At 71.1% G+C, this 19,953-nt stretch carries 17 protein-coding genes; 11 read left to right on the top strand and 6 right to left on the bottom strand.

Annotated elements, in window-relative coordinates:
• Nucleotides 1–56: 56 nt before the first annotated feature.
• Nucleotides 57–1,343 (top strand): phospholipase D-like domain-containing protein, encoded by a 1,287-nt coding sequence (locus tag ACF08W_RS05165; RefSeq protein WP_392278464.1) that lies wholly within the window; start codon nucleotides 57–59, stop codon nucleotides 1,341–1,343.
• Between the two features lie 82 nt (nucleotides 1,344–1,425).
• On the opposite strand, the gene ACF08W_RS05160 is transcribed toward ACF08W_RS05165, so the two are convergent.
• The gene (locus tag ACF08W_RS05160) at nucleotides 1,426–1,881 is read right to left on the bottom strand and encodes a VOC family protein (protein ID WP_392278463.1); all 456 of its coding nucleotides are present in this window, start codon (nucleotides 1,879–1,881) and stop codon (nucleotides 1,426–1,428) included.
• 205 nt (nucleotides 1,882–2,086) lie between these two features.
• Here ACF08W_RS05160 and ACF08W_RS05155 point away from each other — a divergent pair, with 205 nt between their 5' ends.
• The 4 genes from ACF08W_RS05155 (at nucleotide 2,087) to ACF08W_RS05140 (ending at nucleotide 7,176) form a co-directional block, all read left to right on the top strand.
• Nucleotides 2,087–2,467 carry a DUF6507 family protein gene (locus tag ACF08W_RS05155; protein ID WP_392278462.1) on the top strand — a complete coding sequence of 127 codons (381 nt, stop codon included), beginning with the start codon at nucleotides 2,087–2,089 and terminating at the stop codon, nucleotides 2,465–2,467.
• Nucleotides 2,464–4,716, top strand: a complete 2,253-nt coding sequence (locus ACF08W_RS05150; protein WP_392278461.1) for a hypothetical protein — start codon at nucleotides 2,464–2,466, stop codon at nucleotides 4,714–4,716. The genes ACF08W_RS05155 and ACF08W_RS05150 overlap by 4 nt, the downstream gene beginning before the upstream one ends.
• A 317-nt stretch (nucleotides 4,717–5,033) precedes the next feature.
• Nucleotides 5,034–5,726, top strand: a complete 693-nt coding sequence (locus tag ACF08W_RS05145; protein ID WP_352278054.1) for a hypothetical protein — start codon at nucleotides 5,034–5,036, stop codon at nucleotides 5,724–5,726.
• Between the two features lie 22 nt (nucleotides 5,727–5,748).
• A complete protein-coding gene (locus tag ACF08W_RS05140) occupies nucleotides 5,749–7,176 on the top strand; it encodes a DUF6177 family protein (protein WP_392278460.1) in 1,428 nt (475 codons plus the stop codon).
• On the opposite strand, the gene ACF08W_RS05135 is transcribed toward ACF08W_RS05140, so the two are convergent.
• Nucleotides 7,160–7,960, bottom strand: a complete 801-nt coding sequence (locus ACF08W_RS05135; RefSeq protein ID WP_392278459.1) for an alpha/beta fold hydrolase — start codon at nucleotides 7,958–7,960, stop codon at nucleotides 7,160–7,162. The two genes, ACF08W_RS05140 and ACF08W_RS05135, sit on opposite strands and share 17 nt — an antisense overlap.
• A 147-nt stretch (nucleotides 7,961–8,107) precedes the next feature.
• Between ACF08W_RS05135 and ACF08W_RS05130 the strand changes: the two genes are divergently transcribed.
• Nucleotides 8,108–8,761, top strand: coding sequence for a TetR/AcrR family transcriptional regulator (locus ACF08W_RS05130; protein ID WP_392278458.1), 654 nt, complete (start codon nucleotides 8,108–8,110; stop codon nucleotides 8,759–8,761).
• A gap of 16 nt (nucleotides 8,762–8,777) precedes the next feature.
• On the opposite strand, the gene ACF08W_RS05125 is transcribed toward ACF08W_RS05130, so the two are convergent.
• Nucleotides 8,778–9,422 carry an HAD family hydrolase gene (locus tag ACF08W_RS05125; protein ID WP_352278049.1) on the bottom strand — a complete coding sequence of 215 codons (645 nt, stop codon included), beginning with the start codon at nucleotides 9,420–9,422 and terminating at the stop codon, nucleotides 8,778–8,780.
• A gap of 362 nt (nucleotides 9,423–9,784) precedes the next feature.
• On the opposite strand from ACF08W_RS05125, the gene ACF08W_RS05120 reads away from it, so the two are divergent.
• From ACF08W_RS05120 to ACF08W_RS05105, 4 genes are all read left to right on the top strand, one after another.
• Nucleotides 9,785–10,795, top strand: coding sequence for a FecCD family ABC transporter permease (locus ACF08W_RS05120; protein WP_392278457.1), 1,011 nt, complete (start codon nucleotides 9,785–9,787; stop codon nucleotides 10,793–10,795).
• Entirely contained in the window at nucleotides 10,792–11,892 is a 1,101-nt protein-coding gene (locus ACF08W_RS05115; RefSeq protein ID WP_385207376.1) for a FecCD family ABC transporter permease, read from the top strand. Before ACF08W_RS05120 ends, ACF08W_RS05115 begins: the two co-directional genes overlap by 4 nt.
• Nucleotides 11,889–12,794, top strand: coding sequence for an ABC transporter ATP-binding protein (locus tag ACF08W_RS05110; RefSeq protein ID WP_392278456.1), 906 nt, complete (start codon nucleotides 11,889–11,891; stop codon nucleotides 12,792–12,794). The genes ACF08W_RS05115 and ACF08W_RS05110 overlap by 4 nt, the downstream gene beginning before the upstream one ends.
• Before the next feature lie 160 nt (nucleotides 12,795–12,954).
• Nucleotides 12,955–13,947: an ABC transporter substrate-binding protein gene (locus ACF08W_RS05105; protein ID WP_392278455.1), complete on the top strand. Its 993-nt coding sequence runs from the start codon at nucleotides 12,955–12,957 to the stop codon at nucleotides 13,945–13,947.
• 33 nt (nucleotides 13,948–13,980) lie between these two features.
• On the opposite strand, the gene ACF08W_RS05100 is transcribed toward ACF08W_RS05105, so the two are convergent.
• Nucleotides 13,981–15,144, bottom strand: a complete 1,164-nt coding sequence (locus ACF08W_RS05100) for a hypothetical protein (RefSeq protein ID WP_392278454.1) — start codon at nucleotides 15,142–15,144, stop codon at nucleotides 13,981–13,983.
• A gap of 74 nt (nucleotides 15,145–15,218) precedes the next feature.
• On the opposite strand from ACF08W_RS05100, the gene ACF08W_RS05095 reads away from it, so the two are divergent.
• Nucleotides 15,219–17,852, top strand: coding sequence for a helicase-associated domain-containing protein (locus ACF08W_RS05095; RefSeq protein WP_392278453.1), 2,634 nt, complete (start codon nucleotides 15,219–15,221; stop codon nucleotides 17,850–17,852).
• 114 nt (nucleotides 17,853–17,966) lie between these two features.
• Here ACF08W_RS05095 and ACF08W_RS05090 read toward each other — a convergent pair whose 3' ends face one another.
• Together ACF08W_RS05090 and ACF08W_RS05085 are read right to left on the bottom strand one after the other, a co-directional pair.
• Nucleotides 17,967–18,569, bottom strand: coding sequence for an RloB family protein (locus ACF08W_RS05090; RefSeq protein WP_392278452.1), 603 nt, complete (start codon nucleotides 18,567–18,569; stop codon nucleotides 17,967–17,969).
• A complete protein-coding gene (locus ACF08W_RS05085; protein ID WP_392278451.1) occupies nucleotides 18,550–19,911 on the bottom strand; it encodes an ATP/GTP-binding protein in 1,362 nt (453 codons plus the stop codon). The genes ACF08W_RS05090 and ACF08W_RS05085 overlap by 20 nt, the downstream gene beginning before the upstream one ends.
• Between the last annotated feature and the right edge of the window lie 42 nt (nucleotides 19,912–19,953).

The raw sequence follows: 19,953 nt of genomic DNA, 5'->3' as shown, positions 1-19,953 counted from the left end.
CTGCACACCGCACACCGCACACCGCACGGAACGACGAGGAAAGAGGAAAGCCGACGATGATACCGACGCCCGCCAGGACCCGTTCATGGCCCCTGTCCCGGTGGTCCGCCGCCGCGCGCTCCTCGGTGCGGCCCTCCGCCCCGGGGCGGAGGGCGGCCGGTGGGCTGCTCGCCGTCTCCGCCTGCGTGGCCGCGCTGCTCGCGCCCGCGCAGACCGCCGGCGCGGCGACCGTCCCCACCAGCCCGGTCTTCAACAAGCCGACCGGCACCACCGCCGAGCAGCAGGCCATCCGCGCCCAGGTCCGCTCCGTGATCGCGAACGCGGACAGCGGCTCGGTCCTGCGGCTCGCGATGTACCACCTGTGGGACGAGACGGTCGCCACGGAACTCGGTGCCGCGAAGGCCCGGGGCGTCAACGTCAAGGTCGTCCTCGACGAGAGCACCCTGGAGTACCGGGCCTCCTACGACCTCCTGGCGAGCAGCCTCGGCACCAGCACCTCCGCCGCCTCCTGGGTGACCCTGTGCGCCAAGGGCCGCTCGTGTCTCAGTACGGAGCAGACGGGCATCAACCACAACAAGTTCCTGCTCGCGAGCAGTGTCGGCGGCGGCGCCCAGAAGAACGTCGTCGTCCAGCTCACGTCGAACCTGACGCCGTCCAACTACAGCCGCTACTGGAACAGTTCGGTGACCGTCGCCGACAACACCGCCCTGTACGACGGTTACGTCGACTACTTCACCCGGCTCCCGGCCCAGAACCGCACCGCCTGGTCCTACACGTACGGCAACGCGGGCGACTACAAGTACTACTTCTTCCCCCGCGCGGGCAGCGACTCGACCACGGACACCGTGGTCAACGCGATGGACAACATCACCTGCCGCTGGACCGACTCCACGGGCACCGCACGCCGCACCACCGTCCACGCCGCGATGCTGAAGATCACCCGGCAGGGCGTCGCGGACAAGCTGCGCGCGCTGGCGGGCCAGGGCTGCCTGGTCGACCTGGTCTACAGCGAGAGCGACTCCGGTACCTGGACCGCCCTGCACGGCGTCTCCGGCATCACGAACCGCTGCTACCAGCACGACGACGACGCCGACCCCGCGACGCCCAACCGGATCGTGCACTCGAAGAACTGGATGGTCGACGGCATGTACGCGGGCACCGCCCAGAAGGTGATGTTCACCGGCAGCCACAACTGGAGCGGCCCGGCCCTGCGCAACAACGACGAGGCCATGCTGCGCATCACCACACCGGCGGTCTTCGACGCGTTCGAGGCCAACTTCCAGGCCGCGCGGTCCGCCGCCGTGCCCGGCACCAGCGACAACGTGGCCGCCTGCAAGAGCTGACGGCGACCTGACCGGGTCTCATAGGACCGCACCGGTCGCAGCCGTGATCGAGGGGCTGCGACCGGCACCGGCGCCACCGCGCTCAGAAGACGTCGAACTCGTTGCCCTCGGGATCCTGCATGGCGACGGCGTAGAACCCCGAGTCCGGCTCGTCCTTGGTCTGCAGCACGGTGGCACCGGCCCCGACCAGCCGTTCCACCGTCTCGTCGACCCGCCGCTTACGAACATCCAGCGCCACGTCACGGCCGCCGCTGACCTTCAGGTCGAAGTGCCACCGGTTCTTGAGGGACTTCGGCTCCGGCACCTTCTGGAACCACACCCTCGGCCCGCGCCCCGCAGGATCGATGATCGACTCCGGAACGTCCCCCGCCCCGGGCGGCAACTCCTCCTCGGGCACCCCCATCGCCGACCAGTAGGCCCGCCACGTGACATGCCCGCCCGGCGGTGGCTCCGGAACGTAGCCCAGGGCCTCGGTCCAGAACGCCACCATCCGCTGCGGATCGGCACAGTCGATCGTCATCTGCAGGGTCATCTCCATGCCCGGAGCATCGCAGGCACCTCTGACAACCGGCCCGAGCACTCACCCATCCGATCAGGCACACCCCACACCCAGAAGTATTTCCCTTGGCAAACAAAAGGTCACACCATGCCTCCTTTCTCCTGGCAGGAGTTGACTCGAAATCCATTGCTGTCGCTACTAGCGCGTTGATAGAGATGGAGGCTGGTCGCACAAGGGGGTAGGCATGACCGGATGGGACATCAAGCCGAGCGGAGTGGAGTCCGTGCTCTCGTTGGTGGGGTTGGCCGGCGAGGATCTGAGCAAGAGCGTCATGGGCTATGGCGAGAACGTGGAGGACGCCGCGCTCAACGTCGGCACGATCAGCGGACCGTACTGCGGCGAAGTGCCGTCCGGGCCGGTGGGCGCCGCGGTGGCGGACTTCATCGGCGACACCCAGCAGCGGATCAGGTTCATGGCCGCCCGCACGAGGAAGACGATGGACGGCACGGTCAAAGCCGTCAGCGAGTACGTCGACGGTGACCTCACCATGGCCGCGCGGGCGCAACGGGAAGCGGCGAAGGCCCCGACCCCCGCCGAACTCCGCGCAGTGGGAAAGACGTCGTGATCGAGCCGGGAGGAATCCCGCAGTACACCGGAGACTTCGAGCTGTTGGAGAAGGCCGTTTCCGGCCTTCGCACGCATGCCACGGGCATCCGGACCGGCGGGAAGGACATCCACTCCCGCTTCCAGGCGACGGCCGCGTACTACCAGGCCCCCGAGGCGGAGGCGTTGTTCTCCTCGACCCGCCCGGTCATGGACACGGCCGACGAGTTCGCCGGGGACATCGAGGCGTTGGCCGATGCCCTGGCCATCTTCGTCTTCGAGGCCCGGCCGCACGCCGACCGGCTCAAGCAGTTGAAGCAGGACGCGATCGCCTTCGTCGACAGCGTCCAGGGCGACGACACATGGACGCGGGACGAGGAGAAGACCGAGAAGCACCAGGCGTTACTGGACAGCGTACTGGCGGCACGCGAGGGCTTCCAGGAGGCCGAACGCACCGCGGCCAACAAGATCGCCGCCATCAGTCCCGCCACCTGCCGCCCCCGGTGGATCGTGGACGACGGCACGCATGGGCCCGGCATGTACGGCCAGAGCGCCGACGCCCTCAAGGAAGCGGAGGACCTCCCGTGGGGCAGCCCTGAGGGGCGCACCTACGAGCGGTGGAGCCTGGGGTGGTGGGGGCACGGAGCCAAGAGCTGGGCCTGGGACGGCCTGGTGAAGGACAGTATCGGGGCCGGCCTCGACGGCCTGGCCACTCTCGCGGGCTTCCACGGAGGCGAAGCCCGCGACGAGGCATGGGACGGGCTGCGACGTACCGTCGTGGGCGGATACGCCTACGGCATGGACCTGTTCGGCCAGGACGAGCACCTGTCCGACTGGCAGCGCGACAGCAAGGCGTACGCGAAGGAATTCGGTAAGCAGTTCATCGCGTACGACATGTGGGAGGAGGACCCGGCCCGCGCCCACGCGGCCGCTTCCTTCAACATCCTCACTCTCTTCGCCGGGTCGTCCGGCGTCGCCGCGAAGCTCGGGAGAGGCGGCGAGATCGCGAAGGCTGCCGGAACCATGGCGAAAGTCGGCGACGCCCTCGACCCGCTCACCGGCACCTTCAGGGCCGCCAAGGCCCTGTCCGAACTACCCAAGGTGTCCCAGGTACTGGCCAACGTCAGCGAGCACCTGCAGCTACCGAAGACCCGGTTCCCCGATGGCGCCCTCGACCTCGACCACCGGTACCGGGTCGACAAGGACGGCAACTTCATCCCGCTCGACCGGAACGGCGACCCACACCTCGAACCTGCCAGACACGAACCCACCGCCGCCGAACGCGGAGCCGACGCCCGGCCGCACGCCGACCGCGAACCGGCCGGCGTGGGAGGACGCGGACACGGGGCGAGCGCCCACGGGGGCGATAGGGCACCGTCGCCTGGCGGACATGACACCCCAAGATGGTCCGAGGGCTCCCGAGAAGGCAACGACGCAGGGGCGACTGATCATTCGGATAGGGGCAGCCACCCGGGAGATACCTCAGAATCCGGCCATGGAAACGGGCCACTCGCTGACACTTCAGCCGCAGGCGACGGCGCGGGACTTTCAGGACACGCTGATGCCGGAGATCGGTCCGACTCCTTTTCAGAATCAGGCGACTCAGGCCCCATGGAGTTGGGAGGTGAGGCCGAGCGTCAGTTCCGTGAAGCCATGAAGAACATCCCCAACAACAACATTAAGCCAAAGGTCCTCGAGAGGATCGTTGCTCGGATGGGCAAGTACCCCGACGGCCAGGAGATCAGCGAGATAATCACCTCCGGACGCTTGGCCCAGACAAATAAATTCAGAGACGTCGTCTCCATGCTGGGATCCGGGATTCGAGGCCAGGACATTCGAGCGATGGACCAGATCAGACTCGGTGATCAATTTTACAGAAGCGGACTCCGGGACATCGAATTCGAAATCAAGAACCAGGCTTACAAAGCAGACCTCGACGTTCGGGTGACAGACTCGCACGGAGAGAGCTACGGGTACCAGATGAAAAGACTAGAGAATCCCAAGAATCCATTTGAATCAATCGCGAAAGCAGACAACCTGGGACAGCTCTCAAAATCCGAGGCAGACCACAGGATCATGCTCGTGGACGGGCAGGGAACCATGGCAGAATGGCACTCCAGAGGCATCCCGGATGAGCTCCTTCAAGTCCATCGAGGGGAGCACGCTTTCAAAAGCGACAAAGGGCGCGGCATCCTCTTTGTCATCCGCCTTGAGGACGGGACGATCAAGATCCCCCCGCACGCCAAGGCCGACCCGAAGGGCATCCTGTGATTACCACCAACCCCGTGGGCAGCTGGTTCTGGGAAACGAGGATGGGGGGGCCGGATCAGGACCTGGCACTACAGTGCGGCAGCACGGCACTGCACGTATGGCGGGCCATGCGGTCCATCGGAATCGTTAAGAGTCACGCAACGGCCGATGTCACCTCGCGCGCCAGGAGTGATCACTCCATTCTTTTCACCCGAAAGCGGGTACGTGCAACACTTGCCGGGGCCAAGAATGAGACTAGTTTTTTTGAGGCTCTGAATTCGACCCCGAAAGAAGGAGTCGGCTCCGCGGAAGTAAGCTTGGCCGTTCCAGGCACCTGCATGCGCACCGGAACTCCCCATCAAGTCGAAAAACTTTTTACAATTTCAGTCGAAGGGTGGGAAAGTGGGGCGGCTACCGTAACGCTCGACACGTACAGCGACGCCTGGCTTTCTCATGATCTGCGCGGACATCGGCAATCAGAAATACAGAGGGAGAATGCGCCCCGCCTGAGCGCCGCCATCACAGCAATCACACAAGCGCTGGAAGCCGAAGTCGTCGCTTCAGACTTCACGTCCTACGGGATCCCTACCGCAGACGGGTTCGAAGATCTACCAGATGAAGATCCAGACATTTTGGATTCCTGGTACATGGCAGAAATCCCACGCCGGACAGCCTGGCTCAGATCTCTCCTTTCACCGAATTCACCTTGCTTCGAGGCAGAGACCGATGAGCCGGTCACCTGCGTGGAGGTGGCCGAGAGCGGTCGCACCCTCGGCTATCTCTGGGCAGCGGAGGATGGACTCGCAGCAGGGTTCGAGCCCCGTACCCCGGCGGGCGACGAGGCTATCGATGCCGCGCATGACTGGTTGCTCTACCTCAGCAGAGCAAAGCACCGCGGCTTGACATCCGATCAGGCGCTTTCCGAGTCCGATTCATGGTCCGGCAGCGCCCACTCCGGAAGTGCTTTGCCAGAGACTCGAAGAGTCTTCTCCTCGCTGGAGGAACTTCAGGATCTTTCTGGACGCGAATAATGATCCGATTCACGGAGTACGCATGACCCAGGACGTCATCGCCCTCACGCCGCGGATGCCGGACACCAGGACGCTGATGGCCGGGTTGCTCGCGGGGGGACCCGAGTTGTTGGTGCGGCCGGGCGGGGAGGGGGCCGTGGTGGAGCTGTGTACGGCTGCCGGGGCGGCGCTGGTGGCGGTCGAAGCACCTCGGTACGTGCAGGTGCCGGGGGAGGTGGAACGGCTGCTCGGGCCCGGAGTCCGGGGAACGTCGCCGGTGTGGTGGACGGAGGCGCGGGCGAGCAGTGCGGTGGAAGGGGCCGGAGAGCTGGCCGGAGCCGTGGGCGGGCGGCTGGCCTCCGTACTCGGGGGTGACGTCTGGCCGCGTCGGGCCGCGCGTACCGAGGTGGTGGCCGGACTCACCGGCGCGGTCGTGGAGGGGCCGGCGCCCAGTGGGGTCGACCTGCTCACCGACCGGGCGGCCGTCGTCATGCAGGGCCGACCCGTGGTCGCCGCCACGACCTGGCTCACCGACGTCGTGCGCAACGTCGTCCGCACCGGGCTGGAGCTGGACCTCGTCACCCCGGCCGACACCCGGCTCACCTTTCCCGCCCGCACCCTGCTGGACGGGGCGCCCTCCCGGTGGGTCGTGAGCGATCCGGAGTGCGGCTACTACGACGGACTCACCGGGGCGGTGCTGTGCTGGGACGGGGAACGGTTCGCCCCCGTCATGGTGGAGGGCGGTTCCAGGACCGCGGACGCGTTCCTGGAACCATCCGGAGCGGACACCGGTGAGCGGCAGCTTCTGCTCTCGCTCCGAACGGTTCACCCGGCCGACGAACGCCTCGTTCTGGGGCGCGCTCTGGAGCAGTGCTGGCGCACTCTCACCGGTGCCCCGCCTGCGGGCTGGTCAACCGCCGAGCCCGTCAACGTGCCGTGGTCGACACGCCAGTTGACGGATCTGGCCCGAACTCGCGCCCAGCGGTCCCTGCCCACCTGGACCGTGGCCGTCGGCTCCCCCGACCGGCCCGCCATCGCGACCGTACGTACGGCACGCACCCGGCTCGGCGTCGAGGAACACATCACGCTTGCGGTCGGCCACCGCGTCGGCGAGCGCACCCCGGTGGACGCCCTGCCCGAACTGGCCGAGGCCCTCGCAGGCGGGCACGGCCTCGCCACGATGGTCGGGCAGGTCCGCATCGCGCGCGCCGATCTGACCACCCCCGCACGCCACGAACCGCCACCGGTGCCGGTCTCCTTCACTCTCGGCCCCGAGGCCGTCTCCGGGCGCGGCGCGGACCACGCCGCCTTCGCGCCGCTCCGGGTCGGCCCGGCCACCCGGCCCGCGTTGCACTACGTAGTCGGCGACGGCACCGACCCCGCCTCCGCCTGGCGGCGGTTGCGGAAGGTGGGCGGGGACGGGGCCGGGGCCGGACCGGCCCCGGGGGTCACGCCTAGGGGTGGCCGGTGAAGAAGGTGATCAGGGCCGGGGCCAGGTCCTTCGGGGCGATGGTGTGCTCCTCGCCCGGGAAGACCTGGAGGGTGAAGTTGTCGCCCGTGCCGGCGAGTTCACGGGCGCCGGTCAGGATGTGCGGGGCGCCCGCGTCGCCGCTGCCGACGAGGACGGGGACGGTCACCGACGCCCAGCGGTCGAGCGGGAGGGGGCGGCCGGACATGGTGTCGCCCATGACCCTGCCGTCGTAGGGAAGGGTGCGGGCGACCGCCGCCATGCCCGCCCAGAACGGGGCGTGGCGCATGCCCGCGACGGCCTCGTCGGGCAGGTTGATCGCCGCCGTCATGAAGTAGGCCGCGGCGTCCCCGTACGCCTCGCGGGCCACGAGCTCCGTCAGGTGCTCCACGTAGTCGACGGGCAGCGGCGGGCGGCTGTCGTCGGTGATGAACGGCGGCTCGTACAGCGCCAGGCGCGGTACGGCGCTGCCGGAAGCGGTGGCCTCCAGGGCGAGGACGGCGCCCGAGGACATCCCGAAGAGCATGGCCGCCCCTCCGCCCGGCCCCTCGATCAGGGCGTTCAGGTCCTCGATCTCGCGCCGCACCTCGTACGTCGTGCCGTCCCCGCTGTCGCCACGGCCCCGGCGGTCGTAGGTGATCACCGTGAAGTGCCCGGCCAGCAGGGCGGCCAGCTCGGCCGAGTCCGCGCGGGTCATGAAGGCACCGCCGACGAGCACCACCGCGGGGCCCGAGCCCTGCCGCTCGAAGGCGATGGCCGTGCCGTCGGCCGAGAACACCTGATCCATGCGTAACCCCCATCGACATGCGGCGCGTGAGTACTCTCCCGCACCACGGAACTGGACGGTACAGTACCCATGCGAGTACTGGCCGGTCCAGTACCCTCCCGGGAACGGCGGACTGGAACGACGGACGCACGAGAGAAGGAGCCGACGATGGACAGCCGGTCAGCGCGCAAGCACCAGGCGATCCTGGACGCCGCGACCACCGTGTTCCTCGACAAGGGGTACTCGGGGACGAGCATGGACGACATCGCGAGACTGGCGGCGGTGTCCAAGCAGACCGTCTACAAGCACTTCGCCGACAAGGAGAAGCTGTTCGCGGAGATCGTGCTGGCCACCACCCATCGCGTCGACGCCATGGTCGACCTGGTGGCCGACATCCCCGTCGAGGCCGACGCCCTGGACGAGAACCTGACCCGTCTGGCCCGTCAGTTCCTGACCGCCCTCACCCAGCCGCAGGTGATCCAGCTGCGGCGCCTGATCATCGCCAACGCCGACACGTTCCCCGAGTTGGGCGCGGCCTGGTACGAGCAGGGCTTCGAGCGGGTCCTGGCCACCCTCGCGGCCACCTTCCGCAACCTCTCCGACGAGGGACTCCTCAAGGCCGACGACGCGATGCTGGCCGCCCACCACTTCGCCGGGCTGCTGCTGTGGATCCCGGTGAACCGGGCCATGTTCCAGGGCGCCGCCCGGAGCGGCGAGGCCGATGAGGCCGGCGACACCGGAGAGGCATCTGAGGCCACTGAGGCCGAGGTCGACCGGCTGGCCGCCGCCGGGGTCCGCGCCTTCCTCGCCGCGTACGCCTGAGCGCCCGGCCCGTCCGTTACGGCAATGCCCCGGGCTCGTACGTGTCCAGCCAGGCCGGGAAGTCGGTCAGGGACGGGAGGATGACGTCCGCGCCCTCCGCCAGGAGCTCCCGGGCGTCGCAGGGGCCCGTGGGGACGCCGACCGAGAGGGCTCCGGCGGTACGGGCGCCGCGCACGTCGCCGATGTGGTCGCCGACGTAGACATGCGCGCCGTGCTCGCGCAGGGCACGGGCCTTGGCCTCGGCCCACAGGCTGCCGATGACCGCGTCGGGTTCGATGCCGAGGTGGGTGAGGTGGAGTTCGGCGTTGGGGCCGTTCTTGGCGGTGACGACCACAGCGCGGCCGCCCCGGGCCCGGATCGCGTCGACCGCCTCGCGGGCGCCCGGGAGCGCCCGGGTCGGGGCTATCGCGTACGTGGGGTAGAGCGCCCGGTAGCGGTCGGCGACGGCGGGCACGTCCTCGGCCGGGAACCAGTTCCGCAGCTCGTCCTCGACCGGCGGCCCCAGCCTGCTCACCACCAGATCGGCGTCGATCGGCGTGCCCGTCTCGGCGGAGAGCGCGAGGTAGGTGGCCTTGATGCCGGGGCGGGAGTCGATGAGGGTCATGTCGAGGTCGAACCCGACCGTGAGGGGGTGGGAGGGGGGCGCGGGGTGTGAGGACATGACGTCCATTGTTCCCGAGCGCCCGGAGCCGGGCGCGGGCGTCGGGCACGGGGAGGCCGGGAGCCGGGCGCGGGCGTCGGATGCAGGGCGGCCGGGCGTCGGGCGCAGGGCGGCCGGAAGTCGGGCTCGGAGGTCGGGTACGGAGGAGGGCGGGGTACGAGAGACGGGTGGGGGCCTCCGGCCCCGAAACGGCGGTGCTTAGACTTAGCCAAGGCTTACCTTTGCGATGTTCTCAGCCGTTTGTTCCTTGCCACTTCGTCCCTCGTAACTCCGTTCCCCGTAGCTCTGTTCCTCGCAGCTCTGTTCCTCGTAACTCCGATCCTCGCCCCGCACCTCCGATTCTCGTCACGTGATTGGGTCCGATGTCAGCCGCCGCTCCACGCCGCTCCAGACGCGCTCTCGCGACGGCGGCGGCCGTCGTGGCGCTGCTGGTGGCGGTCCTCCTCAGCCTGGCCGTGGGGGCCCGTTCCATACCCCCGGCCGAGGTCTTCGACGCCCTGCTGCACGGCGGGCACTCCGACAACGCCGAAGTCGTACGCAACATGCGCGTGCCGCGCACCCTGATCGGCCTGATGGTCGGGGTCGGGCTGGCCCTCGCCGGGACGGTGCTCCAAGGCATCACCCGCAACCCCATCGCCGACCCCGGCATCCTCGGGATCAGCCAGGGCGCCTCGGTGGGGGTGGTGCTGGCCATCGCGTTCGCCGGGGTCCACACGCTGACCGGGTACGTGTGGTTCGCCTTCGCGGGCGCGGCCATCGCCTCCGTCGCGGTGTACGCCATCGCGTCGAGCGGGCGCGGCGGTGCCACGCCGGTGAAACTCGCGCTCGGCGGGGCCGCGATCAACGCGCTGCTGGTCTCGGTGACCTCGGCGGTGCTGACGACGAAGGCGTCCGCGCTCGACGAATTCCGCTTCTGGCAGGTCGGCTCGCTCGGCGGGCGCGAGGCCGTGGTGGCGGGTCAGATCTGGCCGTTCCTGCTGGCCGGGACGGTGCTCGTGCTGTCCGTCGCACGCGGTCTGGACGCGCTGGCGCTCGGCGAGGACGTCGCCAAGGGGCTCGGGCAGAACGTCGCGACGGTCCGGATCCTCGGCGGCGTCGGCGCCACCGTGCTGACCGGGGTCGGGGTCGCGGCGGCCGGGCCGATCGCGTTCATCGGCCTCGCCGTCCCGCACATCGCCCGCGCCGTCGTCGGCACCGACCACCGCTGGGTGCTGCCGATGGCCGCGCTGATCGGTCCCGTGATGCTGCTGGTCGCCGATGTGATCGGCCGCGTCGTCTTCCCGCCGAGCGAGGTCCCGGCGGGCGTGATGACGGCGCTGATCGGCGTTCCGTTCCTGGTCACCCTCGTACGCCGGAAGGCGGTGCCCGCATGAGCGTCGGAACCGAGGCGCGGGCGGGGGCCCCGGTACGGGTGCGGCCCGCCGGGTACCACGTCGTACGGATCGGGGCGCGGGGCCGGTTCCTGCTGCACCGGCGGGCCGCGCTGGTCGCCGGTGCGCTCGTGGTGGCGCTCGCCGTCGTCTGCGTCGCCTACCTCTGCGTCGGCGAGAACTTCGTGGCGCCCGGCGAGGTGCTGAAGGTGCTGCTGGGGCAGCCGTCCTCGAACGAGCTGGTCGTCGGCACGCTGCGACTGCCCCGGATGGTGACCGGGCTGCTGGTCGGCGTCGCCTTCGGGATCGCCGGGGCGCTGATCCAGACCGTCGCCCGCAACCCGCTGGCCAGCCCCGACATCATCGGGATCAGCCAGGGCGCGAGCGCGCTCACGGTCGGCGCGATGACCTTCGGCATCACCTCGTACACCGTGCTGCCGTACCTCTCCGTGCTCGGCGGGGTGGTGGCGGCGGCGCTGGTGTACGTCTTCGCCTGGCGCGGCGGGCTGCACGCCACCCGCTTCGTCCTCATCGGCATCGGCTTCGCGATCGCGCTGCGCTCGGTCACCACCCTGTTCCTGACGAAGGGCGACTACCTGGTCGCCCAGCAGGCCAAGATCTGGATGACCGGCTCGCTCAACGGCCGGGGCTGGGCCGAGGCCACACCGCTGCTGTGGACGCTGCTGGTCCTGCTCCCCGCCGTGCTGTGGGCGGCCCGCGCGCAGCGCACCGTCTCCATGGACGACGACACCGCGACCGCGCTCGGGGTGCGGCTCGGGCGGGTACGGCTGGGGCTGGTCGCGCTCGGCGTCGTCCTGGCGTCGGTGGCGACCGGGACGGCCGGGCCGGTGGACTTCGTGGCGCTGCTCGCCCCGCAGATCGCCCGCCGGATGACCCGTACCGCGCAGATCCCGCTGCTCTGCTCGGCGCTGCTGGGCGCGGTCATCGTGGTGTGCGCGGACCTGCTGGCGCGCAGGCTCTTCTCGCCCGTCGAACTTCCGGTGGGCGTACTGACGGCGGCGGTCGGCGCCCCGTATCTGATCTGGCTGATCATCCGAGGCCAGGGTGGCGGTCGCGGCCGCAGTGGAGGAACGGCATGACTTCGACCCGTACGACGTCCGGGACCCCGGACCCGTCCCCGGCCCCGTCCGCGGACCTTGTCACGGACCCGGCCCCGGTGGGCGAGGGGCGGCTCACCGCACGGGGGCTGACGCTCTCGTACGAGGAGCGCACCGTCGTCCACGAGCTGGACCTGACCGTGCCGGACGGGCAGGTCACCGTCATCGTCGGCCCGAACGCCTGCGGCAAGTCGACCACCCTGCGCGCGCTCGGCCGGCTCCTCAAGCCGCGCGGCGGGGCGGTCCTCCTCGACGGCACCGAGCTGTCGAGCATCCCCACCCGGAAGATCGCCCAGGCCATCGGGCTGCTGCCGCAGACCCCGGTGGCCCCCGAGGCGATCACCGTCAGCGATCTCGTCGCGCGCGGGCGCCAGCCGCACCAGCACTGGTGGCAGCAGTGGTCGGACGAGGACGAGCGGGCCGTGACGGAGGCGATGGAGCGCACCGACATCACCGCGCTCGGCGAGCGGTCCGTGGACGAGCTGTCCGGCGGCCAGCGCCAGCGGGTGTGGATCGCGATGGCGCTCGCCCAGGAGACCGATCTGCTGCTGCTCGACGAGCCGACCACGTACCTGGACATCGCGCACCAGGTGGAGGTGCTGGACCTGGTGCGCCGGCTCACCGCCCCGGCGGCGGACGGCAGCCGGGGCCGGACCGTGGTCACCGTGCTCCACGACCTCAACCAGGCCGCCCGGTACGCGGACCACCTGGTCGCCATGAAGGCGGGCCGGATCGTCGCCGAGGGCCGCCCGGCGGACGTCGTCACGGCCGGGCTCGTCCGGGAGGTCTTCGGGCTGGAGGCGGTGATCGTCCCGGATCCGGTGACCGGTTCGCCGCTCGTGGTGCCGGGCGCGCCCTGGCAGCCCGGCCGGGCGGACGACTGAGACGCCGGGGCCGGCCCCGTGGACACCCCGGGCCCCGGTCCGGCCCCGTGGACGACGACCGGGCCCCGGGACAGCCCCGTGGAGCCCCGGGCCGGACCCGTGGACGAGTGACCAGTTCGAAGGCACGACAAGAAAGCACGACAAGAAAGCAGGGCAGCCCATGACCGCCACCCCCCTCACCCGCCGTCGCGGTCTCGCGCTCGGCGGGCTCGCGCTGGCCGGTGCGCTCACCCTCTCCGCCTGCGGCTTCTCGGAGTCCGGCGGGAGCGCCAGCGGCTCCAGCGACTCCGGGTCCGACGCGGCCAAAACCCACACCGTGAAGACGGCCATGGGCGACGTCGAGGTCCCCGCGCACCCGAAGCGCGTCGTCGTCCTGGACACCGGCGAGCTGGACTCCGCGCTCACCCTCGGGGTGCGGCCGGTCGGCGCGACGCACTCGGCGTCGGAGGACGGCTTCCCGTCGTACCTTCCCGCGAGCGCCACGAAGGGCATCAAGGAGGTCGGTGAGATCGCCAACCCCAACCTGGAGACCGTCGCCTCCCTGAAGCCGGACCTGATCCTCACCAGCAAGGTCCGCGACGGCGACCGCTACGAGCAGCTGCGCGCCATCGCCCCGACCGTGATGACCGAGTCCACCGGCACGGCGTGGAAGGAGAACTTCCAGCTCCACGCGGAGGCGCTCGGCAAGCAGGCCGAGGCGGAGAAGGCCGTCGCCGCCTACGACGACCATGTGGCGAAGGTGACCGAGGCGATCGGCGGGAAGAAGAAGGCCGCCGCGACCGAGGTGAACTTCGTCCGTTTCGTCGAGGGCGCCGACATCCGGATCTACGGCAAGAAGAACTACATCGGCTCGATCCTCGCCGACCTCGGGGTGGGCCGCCCCGCGATCACCGACAAGGCCAAGGACGGCTTCTCCTACGACGTGTCGCCGGAGAAGATCGACCTGGCCGACGCGGACGTCGTCTTCACGTCGACGTACGGCGACCCGGCGAAGGCCGGCACCGACAAGACGATGGACAGCGGGCTGTGGAAGAACCTGCGGGCATCGAAGAACGGCAAGGTCTTCAAGGTCGACGACCGGCTCTGGATCGCGGGCATCGGCTACACCGCGGCCGACAAGATCCTCGACGAGTTCGAGGCGAAGATGAAGTGACGACGGTCGGCCGGGGTCCCGCGCCTCCCGCCGCTACGACCGTGGCCTCCGCGCGCGCCAGATCAGGTAGAGCGCGGAGGCGACGGCCGCTCCCCGGACCGCCCACGGCCAGGTCTCGTCGATCGCGGCGTTGAGCTGCCCGGCCGCGACGGGCTCGCCCCAGCGGCCCTCGGTCCGGCCCCACAGCCAGAGCAGCGCGCCCGCCGCGACCGTGCCCGGCAGCCCCATCGCGGCCCACTTCGCCTCCGCGCGGGAGAGCGTGCGCGAGCTGTACGCGAGGAGCCAGCCGCCGCCCAGGGCCAGCCAGGAACCGGTCACGGCGCCCGCCACCAGGATCACCGCCGCGAGGAAGAGCAACGGGTGGGTGATACGGCGGCCGCCCTCCCGCTCCTCGCGCGGGGCGCGGCGGACGAGCCGCAGTAGGCGGCGCGACTTCCCGGCGGGCCGCCCGTCGCCCCCGGTCCCCGCTTCCTCCCCGGGCTCCTCCCCCGTCTCCTCCACGTTCTCCGCGTCCTGCTCCGCCGCTTCCGCGCCGGGTTCGGAGGGCGCGAGCGGCTGGCGGAACATGGCCGGGATCTCCACCCCGCCACTGAACCCGGGTACGTCGACGCCCCGGCCGAACGGCACCGGATCGACACGCCACCAGTCGGGCTCGCCCCGGGAGGGCCCCAGCTCGTCCGTACCGGCCCGGTGCGGCGGCAGGGGGCCCTCGTCGGTCATCGGCTCCGGCGGCGCACCGGGGCCCGTCGCCGGGGCGGGCACGTCCGCGAGGGTGTTCCCGGGCACGTCCTCGGAGGCGCTCCCGGGGGTGTTGTCGGGGATGTTCTTGCGGAACAGCCCCCGGCGGGGGCGGGGCACGGCGGGGCGGGGCTCCGGGACCACCTGGGATTCTGGGGCTGATGAGGCTGATGGGGCTGCTGGGGCCTCGGGGTGTCCCGGCCCGCCGCTGTCGTCGGGGGACGCGCCGCGGGTCGAGGCCGCGGCGGCCACCAGTTCGTCCGGGGAGCCGAGGCGACCGATGATGCGGCGGACCGCCGCCGGGCTGTCCCCGGACGCCTTCCCGCGCTGCCGGTCGATCTCGCCCCGGAGCCCCGCGACCAGCTTCATCCGGTCCGCGGAGGACATCTGGCGCTGCTGTGCCAGGTCCCCGACCCGGCTCAGATAGTCGTAGACCAGCTGGTCGCTCTCGATGCCCACGTACGCGTCCCCTCCTGAAGCCTGCACCGAAGGTAGCGCCCTCGGGCCCGTCCGGAGCGGCTACCGTGGGGCGGATGGGGACGATCACACCACCACGGACGCTCGCCGAAGCGCTCCGCGCCCGGGACGACGCGTCGCTGGCCGCACTGCTGCGGGCCCGCCCCGACCTGCTCAACCCGGTGCCGGGCGACATCACCCAGCTCGCGACCCGGGCCGGTACCCGCGCCTCCGTCGTCCGCGCGCTGGAACGGCTGGACCGGTTCGCCCTCCAGACCGCCGAGGCGCTCGCGGTGGCCGCCGAGCCCGTCCCGTACGCGACCCTGCTCGCCCTGCTCACCGGCGACACACCGGACGGCGAACCGGGCGACGCCGAGGACTACGAACCGGGCGACGCGCCGGGTGGCGAACCAGGCCGGGCCGCTGAACGCTCCGCCGGCCAGTCTCCTGGGCGCGCCCGGCGCCAGGCTGCTGCGCGCGCCCCGGGCCCCGGGGCGGCCACCGTGGCCACCGCCGGGACGATCGCCCGCGCCCTCCCCCGCGCTCTGGCCACCCTGCGTGAACAGGCCCTGGTCTGGGGCGATGACGACCGGCTGCGGCTGGTCCGTACGGCGCGCGAACTCCTCTCCCCGTCCCCGCAGCACCCCTCCCCCACCGGTCTCGGGCCGACCGTCGCCGAGGCGACCTCCGGCATGTCCCCGGGCCGCCTCCAGGAGATCCTGGCCGCCGCCGGGCTGCCCGCCACCCATGACCCGGTCTCCGCCGTGCAGGCCCTGACCGGGCTCTTCACCGACCGGGCCGCGATGGGCGCGCTGCTCGACACCGCCCCGGCCGAGTCCCTGGCCGTGCTGGACCGGCTGGTGTGGGGGCCACCGTACGGGGAGGTCACCCCGAACCCCGCCCCGCCGGTGACCTGGCTGCGCGACCGGGGACTGCTGCTGCCGGTGTCGGCCCGCACGGTGGTGCTCCCCCGCGAGGCCGCCCTGCACCTGCGGGCCGGACGCGCCCACCGGGTGCCGGAACCGGAGCCGCCCGTCGTGACGGCCGCCACCCACCGCGATCCACAGGCTGTGGACAACGCTGCGGCCGCCCAGGCGTTCCTCGCGGTGAGCACCGTCGAGGAGCTGGTGAAGAGCTGGGACGGCGGCGGACCGCCGATACTGCGGGCCGGCGGGCTCAGCGTCCGCGAGCTGAAACGGACCGCCACCACCCTGGACGTCCCCGAACGGACCGCCGCCTTCTGGGCCGAACTGGCTTACTCGGCAGGGCTGTTGGCCTCCGACGGCGAGGCCGACGAACGGTACGCGCCGACGCCCGCGTACGACGACTGGGCCGCCCTGCCCGCCCAGGAACGCTGGGCGGAACTGGCCACCGCCTGGCTGGCCGCCACCCGCGTCCCCGGACTCGTCGGCGGCCAGGACGCCAAGGGGCGGACGATGGCCGCGCTCGGGCCGGGGCTCGACCGCTCCGCCGCCCCCGAGGTCCGCCGCCGGGTCCTCGCCCTCCTCGCCGGGCTGGAGCCCGGCACCGCGCCCGCCCCGGAGACCGTCCTCGCCCGGCTCCGCTGGGAACGCCCGCTGCGCGGCGCCGCCTCCGCCCCCGCCTCCTCCGTTTCCTCTGCCTCCTCCGCCTCCTCCGCCTCCGACGGCGGCACCGCCGACCTGCGGTCCCGGGTCGCCCTGTGGACGCTCGACGAGTCGGAACTGCTCGGCATCACCGGCCGGGGCGCGCTCGCCGCCCCCACCCGGGCCCTGCTGGACGACGGCCCCGCCGAAGCCGCCGCGCGCCTCGCCCCGCTCCTGCCCGAACCGCTCGACCACGTACTGCTCCAGGCCGACCTGACGGCCGTCGCCCCCGGACCGCTGGAACGCCCGCTGGCCGAGGCGCTCTCCGTCCTCGCCGAGATCGAGTCGAAGGGCGGCGCGACGGTCTACCGCTTCACCCCCGGCTCGGTGCGCCGCGCCCTGGACGCCGGGCAGTCCGCGGCCGACCTGCACGCCTTCCTCGCCACCCACAGCCGTACGCCCGTACCGCAGCCGCTCAGCTACCTCATCGACGACATCGCCCGCCGCCACGGCCACCTGCGGATCGGCGCCGCCTCCTCGTACGTGCGCTGCGACGACGAGGCCGTACTGAACGAGATCCTCGCCGACAAGCGCTCCGCCACGCTGCGGCTGCGCCGCCTCGCCCCGACGGTCCTGGCCGCGCAGGCCGACCCGGCCTCACTGCTCGACGGGTTGCGCGAGATGGGGTACGCCCCGGCCGCGGAGTCCGCCGAGGGCGATGTCCTGATCACCCGCGCCGGTACCCGCCGCACCCCGCCCCGCACCGCCCCGGCCCCGGTGCCCGAGGGCCCGCCGGTACCGGACGCCACCCTGCTCGACGCGGCGGTCCGGGCCATCCGCGCCGGGGACACGGCCGCCACGGTCGCCCGCAAGGACACCCCGGAATCCCCCGCCACCCCCGGCGCCCTGCCCCGCACCACCTCCGCGGAGACCCTCGCCACCGTCCAGGCCGCCGTACTGACCGGCTCGGCGCTCTGGATCGGCTACGTGAACGCGGACGGCGCCGCCAGCCAGCGGGTCATCGCCCCGGTCCGCGTCGAAGGCGGCTTCGTCACCGCGTACGACCACACCGCCGACGAGATCCGCACCTTCCCCCTCCACCGCATCACCGGCGTCGCCGAACTCGCGGACGACGCCACGGCGTGACGATGTGACGGCGTTACGGCGTTACGGCGTTACGGCGCGACCTCGTGACGACCTCACGACCTGACGGCCTGACACGGCCGGTTTCCCCGGGGAGCCCCACGGCGGCGGACGACGTCAGCCCCGTGCACCGGTGCCGTGCCGCGCCGCCCTCAGCAGCCCCACCAGCCGGTCCACGTCCGTCCACGGGTTGTCCGTGTACCCCTTCGCCCGTCGGCGCAACGCCGCCGCGCGCTCCTCCGCTCCCACGTGCCGGCCGCTCAGACTCTCGTACGCCAGATGCTTGCGACCGGCCGCGTAACCACAGGTACCGAGCTTCTCCAACGCCCGCTGCGCGTCGGCCGACGTGCGGTATCCGGACACGTCCTGGAAGTGGAGCAGGAGCCAGAGCTCGAAGCAGGGGTTGGTGAGCGCCACCTCGACGCCGTTGCGCCGGGCCAGGTCCAGGGCTTCCGCGAGCCCCTCGTGCGGAACGGGTGCTTCGACGTCGATCACGCACCAGACCTCGTCGTACGCCGTGTACCGGTCGTCCGGCGAGTGGGGTGCCCGCTTCTTGTGCTCGATGGCCGCGCGCACGAGTGATTTCGGCTCGCCGTGCTCCTTGCCGAGGCAGATGGCCAGCGGGAGGGTACGCAGTTCGGCTTTCAGCCCCCGGAAGTACTGGACCTCCGTGCGCTCCCCCTCGCAGTAGATCAGGAACCTACGCTGCTCCGGGCGCACGCCCTTCGTCCGCCGTAGCGGCTTCCCCCGCTTCACGTCCACCCCCGTACCGCAGCGCCGCCGTCATGTCCCGCAGCACATCGTCGTCCAGATGCGGCACCGCCCCGTAGCGTCCGCCCAGATACCGCTTCTCCAGATTGTCGGCCGAGCCGCGCACGGAGAACTCGGTCAGGGGGAAAAGTCGCGTCGCCAGTGTCTCGGGGTCCTTCTCCGTGAACCACACCTGGTCCCTGAAGAGCTCGGTCCGGACGTTCCGCCCGAGCAGAGCCGCTTCGTGCGTGCTGAACACCAGCTGGGCTCCGGTGACATTGGTCTCGGGCGACTGGAACATGCCCACCAGGGCGTCCACGAGGTAAGGGTGCAGGCGTGCGTCGAGTTCGTCCACGCAGAGCACCCCGCCCTCCATCAACGTGGTGATCACCGGGCCGATCAGCCCGATCCAGGTACGCGTCCCGCTCGACTCGTAGGCGAGGTCGAGGGGGAAGACCCCGTCCGCCGTACGGTGATCCACCCGCACACGCCGCTTCTGGTCCTGCTGGATGCGGACCTTCTCCCCCAGGACGTCCCTGATCGCCCGGGTGATCCGCTCGTGGTCCTCCCGCGCCGCCTCGTCCCACTCCTTGATCTCCAGGCCGGAGACGCCGAGGTCCGCGAAGCGGAGCAGCGCCATCGCGGATTCCGCCGCCGGCTCTCCGTCCTCCGCGAGGCAGAGCCGCACGGTGTGATCGAGGCGCTGCGGGAAGTCCCGGTCCGTCGCCATCCGCAGACCGGATCCGAACCAGCGGAACACCGCCCCCAACTGCTCGTGCCCCTGGGCCGCCGCCACCGACAGGTAGAGGCTGTTGGGCCTCAGCAGCTCGGCGATCAGCTTGCGCCGCCCGGTGAGCCAGCGCCCGAAGACGACCTGCCCCTCGGCGTCACGCTCGTAGAAACGCCGCTGTCGGCCTTCGGGGTAGTAGTAGAGCCACTCCTCGGTCACCCGGTCGTCGTCGGTCGAGAAGCCGAACTGGTGACGCACTCCCGCCACGACGAAGTCCACGGCGAAGGAGCTGGGGTGCGCGGAGGCGTCCCGCCGAAGGGCGAACGGCCGCCGCGGGACTCCGCCGCTCGGATCCCAGTGCCGGAACGACGACAGCACCGCCGAACGCATCCAGCCCAGCGCGTCGAGCAGATTCGACTTGCCGGAGGCGTTGGTCCCGTACACGGCGACGACGGGAACCGCACTCACGTCGTCCGACAGCCTCACCTCGGCACGCTCCGGGTGATGGTCGCCCACGACGAGCGACAGCTCCTGCTCCTCCCGGAGCGAAGCGTGGTTCGCAACCTGGAACCGAAGCAACATGGCGACTCCTCCCCGCATTGGACGATGTCGTCAGACAGGCTT

Origin of the sequence: Streptomyces sp. NPDC015144 (genome assembly GCF_043079735.1) — a bacterium.
Taxonomy (GTDB): Bacteria; Actinomycetota; Actinomycetes; order Streptomycetales; family Streptomycetaceae; genus Streptomyces.
The sequence above is the reverse complement of the archived record's forward strand: the minus strand, read 5'-3'. Positions and strand labels throughout refer to the sequence as shown.

Coding starts and splice junctions, on each gene's coding strand:
- ACF08W_RS05165 (WP_392278464.1), top strand. CDS start 57: ATGATACCGACGCCCGCCAGGACCCGTTCATGGCCCCTGTCCCGGTGG.
- ACF08W_RS05160 (WP_392278463.1), bottom strand. CDS start 1,881: ATGGAGATGACCCTGCAGATGACGATCGACTGTGCCGATCCGCAGCGG.
- ACF08W_RS05155 (WP_392278462.1), top strand. CDS start 2,087: ATGACCGGATGGGACATCAAGCCGAGCGGAGTGGAGTCCGTGCTCTCG.
- ACF08W_RS05145 (WP_352278054.1), top strand. CDS start 5,034: ATGCGCACCGGAACTCCCCATCAAGTCGAAAAACTTTTTACAATTTCA.
- ACF08W_RS05140 (WP_392278460.1), top strand. CDS start 5,749: ATGACCCAGGACGTCATCGCCCTCACGCCGCGGATGCCGGACACCAGG.
- ACF08W_RS05135 (WP_392278459.1), bottom strand. CDS start 7,960: ATGGATCAGGTGTTCTCGGCCGACGGCACGGCCATCGCCTTCGAGCGG.
- ACF08W_RS05130 (WP_392278458.1), top strand. CDS start 8,108: ATGGACAGCCGGTCAGCGCGCAAGCACCAGGCGATCCTGGACGCCGCG.
- ACF08W_RS05125 (WP_352278049.1), bottom strand. CDS start 9,422: ATGTCCTCACACCCCGCGCCCCCCTCCCACCCCCTCACGGTCGGGTTC.
- ACF08W_RS05120 (WP_392278457.1), top strand. CDS start 9,785: ATGTCAGCCGCCGCTCCACGCCGCTCCAGACGCGCTCTCGCGACGGCG.
- ACF08W_RS05115 (WP_385207376.1), top strand. CDS start 10,792: ATGAGCGTCGGAACCGAGGCGCGGGCGGGGGCCCCGGTACGGGTGCGG.
- ACF08W_RS05110 (WP_392278456.1), top strand. CDS start 11,889: ATGACTTCGACCCGTACGACGTCCGGGACCCCGGACCCGTCCCCGGCC.
- ACF08W_RS05105 (WP_392278455.1), top strand. CDS start 12,955: ATGACCGCCACCCCCCTCACCCGCCGTCGCGGTCTCGCGCTCGGCGGG.
- ACF08W_RS05095 (WP_392278453.1), top strand. CDS start 15,219: ATGGGGACGATCACACCACCACGGACGCTCGCCGAAGCGCTCCGCGCC.
- ACF08W_RS05085 (WP_392278451.1), bottom strand. CDS start 19,911: ATGTTGCTTCGGTTCCAGGTTGCGAACCACGCTTCGCTCCGGGAGGAG.